The following is a 3,583-nucleotide window of genomic DNA, read 5'->3' on the forward strand; positions in this document are numbered from 1 at the left end:
ATTATATATATCCTAATAAAATAGAATTTTAGCGAACTGACTAAAGTTTCACTCCCTTATAAAATGAAACTTTAATCAGTAAGGGTTTTATACATCCTCCGCTAATTATTAACCCTCACCACTCGGGCTGCCCATTAATGCGGAGTTTTATTGGAATAAAAAGAGGAGCATATTTGTGAGAAATATAATAGATGATCCAATACAAAAAAATATAGAGTTATACTATGCTTTTATTCAATTCGTTTCAATGATAACATTACAAAAAGTATCAGCTATTGAAACACGTAAAAATGAATTAAAAAATCAGATGAAAAATGCTGGACAAAAAAACCCTTATTACGTATAAAAAAAGGTGAACAGGTTATATTCCTGTTCACCTTTTATCAAATTATTTTATTTATAAATTTTCACACGGGCTTCTAACGGTTGGAATTCTTTTTCACCAGCATGTACTACCGGTTTACCAAATGGCATTTGCGCAGTGAGCTTCCAATTTGCTGGAACATCCCACTCTTTTCTCACTTCTTCATCAATTAGCGGATTGTAATGCTGCAACGTAGCACCAAACCCTTCAATTTCTAAAGCTGTCCAAATTGCAAATTGTAACATTCCTGATGATTGCTGAGACCAAGTTGGGAAATTATCTTTATATAATGCAAAGTTTGCTTGAAGGCTTTCCACTACTTCACTGTCTTCAAAATATAAAACCGTTCCATAACCACTTTTAAATGCATTCATTTTTTCTTCAGTAGGTGCAAAGTTATTTTCAGGTACAATTTTTCGTAACGTTTCTTTCGTAATATCCCATAATTTATCATGTTGTTCCCCTAATAAAACAACAACGCGAGCACTTTGAGAATTAAAAGCTGAAGGTGTATGTTTTACAGCATGATAAATCACTTCTTGAATTTTCTCATCAGAAACTACTTGCTCTTTACTAATTGCATAAATAGATCTTCTGTCTTCAATTGCTGAGTAAAAATCTTTTGCCATCATAATTCCCTCCAATTTTCAATTGAGGCTATTTCATATGTATATATCATATGACGCCCCTCAAACTTATTATTAATAAGCTTATAACTTTATAATATCACAGCAACAAACAAACTCAAATAATAACACTTATATTTAGGAGCTTTTTCCTTTTTAAAATAAAAATAAAAAGACTGTTTGTTGTTATCTAAAATTAGTAACAACAAACAGTCTTACTTATGTAGCGATCTAGATTCGTATTTTACTTACTTAATTAACTAATCCAAATGCATACGACATTAACTTATTTGTCTCTGTAAAACGTTTTGTTTTACTTGATGTCCCCATGACCACTGTAATAATTCGATTATCACCTTGCTTTGCAGTCCCAGTAAAACAGTATCCTGCACTATCTGTAAATCCAGTCTTTAGTCCGTCCATTCCTTCTATATATAAACTTTTATTATTTTTGTTTAACATGTCGTTTGTGCTTATAACATTAATATTATTAAATGCTAGCTGACTTTGGCGTAAGTGAGTCACTTCTAATATTTCCGGATAATCTTTTATAAGATGATACGCCAATTGTGCTACATCACCAGCCGTCATTTTTGTTTCACTTCCATCTGGCTCTTGTAATCCAGAAGCATTTGCAAATTTAGCATGTTCCGACATTTTTAACTGTTTCGCTTTTGCATCCATAAGCTGAACGAAATCTTTCTCCGATTTTGCCATATGTTCTGCTAAAGCCACAGCCGAATTATTAGCTGACTCAATCATTAATGCATGATATAAATCTTTAACAGTTAATGTGTCATTAACTTGTACTGGGATTCTCGCTCCTTCTGTTTGTGCCGCCTTCGCACTCATTTTTACTGGATCTTCCCAGCGAACTTTCCCGTTATGTATACTCTCTAGTAAGAGATACGCTGTCATCATCTTAGACATACTAGCCGGTGCAAAAGCTTCATTTTCATTATATTGATAAATAATATCTCCATCACTCGCATCGATAATCATAGCTGCTTTTGCGTTAATTTCTGGTGGGATGTACTTTGGCGGGACTACTTTTTCAGTAAATCCTGCTTTAGGTAGTTCTGCCACTTGCAAAGGTTGTCCCTCTACATTCGCTATGCTCTTTTGATTTCCTTGGAATAAGAACCAACATATCCCTAAAATAATAACTAATAGGACTGTCATCCTTCCCCATTTTAACCGATTCATTTCAAAACTCCTTTAGCAAACCTTTTATACACTCACATTTAACCTTAACAACAATTCCTTTATATAGTCAAGGTAAAAGGTATATTTATTCATATACAGCAATGATTATTTTAATTTATTTATGTTAAACTTACAATATTGAAACGTAAGAATATTCAATAATAAAATCTCGTAAATAAAGCGAAACTTTAATCAGCCCCCCAATCGGGCTACCCGTCAAATAGCGAGATAAACTATTTAATAGAAGGGATTCATACAAATGCTACTTCCAAAATCATTAAAATACGGAGACACAATTGGGATCTACTCCCCTTCTTCACCAGTAACCTACACTTCTCCAAAAAGATTTGAACGAGCAAAATCTTACTTACAACAGAAAGGGTTTCATATATTAGAAGGTTCATTAACAGGTCGATATGATTTTTATCGTTCTGGTAGTATACAAGAGCGTGCTGAGGAGCTAAATGTCTTAATAAGAAATCCTAATATTTCTTGTATTATGTCAACAATTGGTGGGATGAATTCAAATTCAATATTACCTTATATTGATTATGATGCTTTTCTAAAGAACCCTAAAATAATGATTGGGTATTCAGATGCAACTGCTTTATTACTAGCAATTTACGCCAAAACAGGAATCCCTACATTTTATGGACCAGCTCTCGTCCCTTCCTTTGGCGAATTTGAACCTTTTGTTGATTGCACATACAAATATTTTGCTGAAACTTTACTACATGATCATTCTCTTCCTTATCATATAAAACAACCATTATTTTGGTCAGATGAATTTATTAATTGGGAAGAAAAGACGAAGGAGAAAGAACTTCGACCAAACGATTGGATTTCAGTAATTGATGGAAAAGCTACTGGGCGTATTATTGGCGGGAATTTAAACACGATACAAGGAATTTTGGGTAGCCCCTATATGCCACATATTCAAGAAGGCGACATTCTCTTTATTGAGGACAGTTCAAAAGATGCAGCTACTATTGAAAGAAGCTTTTCATTACTTAAAATTAACGGTGTATTCGATAAAATTTCAGGTATCATTCTTGGAAAACACGAGCAATTTGATGATTGTGGTACCAACCGAAAACCTTTTGAAATACTATTAGAAGTACTTCAAAATCAAAGAATTCCTTTTCTAGCTGACTTCGATTGTTGTCATACACATCCCATGATTACCATACCTATCGGTGTTCAAGTAGAGTTGGATGCAACAAATAAAACGATACATATTGTAGAACCTTGGAAAAAATGAATTCATAGATAGCTTCTATTGTTTTACAATAAAAGCCATGATACTATATAATTTGGAATGTGAAAGGTTAAACAAAATACGTTCCAATATATATCATTAGAAAAATTAGGTATAAATATATATTTA

4 protein-coding genes are annotated in these 3,583 nt (G+C 33.0%); 2 read left to right on the top strand and 2 right to left on the bottom strand.

The window, feature by feature from the left end:
- The first annotated feature begins 175 nt into the window (after nt 1–175).
- Nucleotides 176–346: a hypothetical protein gene (locus GBN78_RS29105; protein ID WP_001244279.1), complete on the top strand. Its 171-nt coding sequence runs from the start codon at nt 176–178 to the stop codon at nt 344–346.
- 47 nt (nt 347–393) lie between these two features.
- Here GBN78_RS29105 and GBN78_RS29110 read toward each other — a convergent pair whose 3' ends face one another.
- Together GBN78_RS29110 and GBN78_RS29115 are read right to left on the bottom strand one after the other, a co-directional pair.
- Nucleotides 394–996: a nitroreductase family protein gene (locus GBN78_RS29110; protein WP_170950841.1), complete on the bottom strand. Its 603-nt coding sequence runs from the start codon at nt 994–996 to the stop codon at nt 394–396.
- A 246-nt stretch (nt 997–1,242) separates the two neighbouring features.
- Nucleotides 1,243–2,196 (bottom strand): D-alanyl-D-alanine carboxypeptidase family protein, encoded by a 954-nt coding sequence (locus GBN78_RS29115; RefSeq protein WP_001080871.1) that lies wholly within the window; start codon nt 2,194–2,196, stop codon nt 1,243–1,245.
- Nucleotides 2,197–2,455: 259 nt separating this feature from the next.
- Here GBN78_RS29115 and GBN78_RS29120 point away from each other — a divergent pair, with 259 nt between their 5' ends.
- Nucleotides 2,456–3,457: a S66 family peptidase gene (locus GBN78_RS29120; RefSeq protein ID WP_000926315.1), complete on the top strand. Its 1,002-nt coding sequence runs from the start codon at nt 2,456–2,458 to the stop codon at nt 3,455–3,457.
- Nucleotides 3,458–3,583: the final 126 nt, after the last annotated feature.

This window comes from Bacillus sp. B2-WWTP-C-10-Post-4, from assembly GCF_009183805.1.
In the GTDB taxonomy this organism is placed as follows: domain Bacteria; phylum Bacillota; class Bacilli; order Bacillales; family Bacillaceae_G; genus Bacillus_A; species Bacillus_A cereus.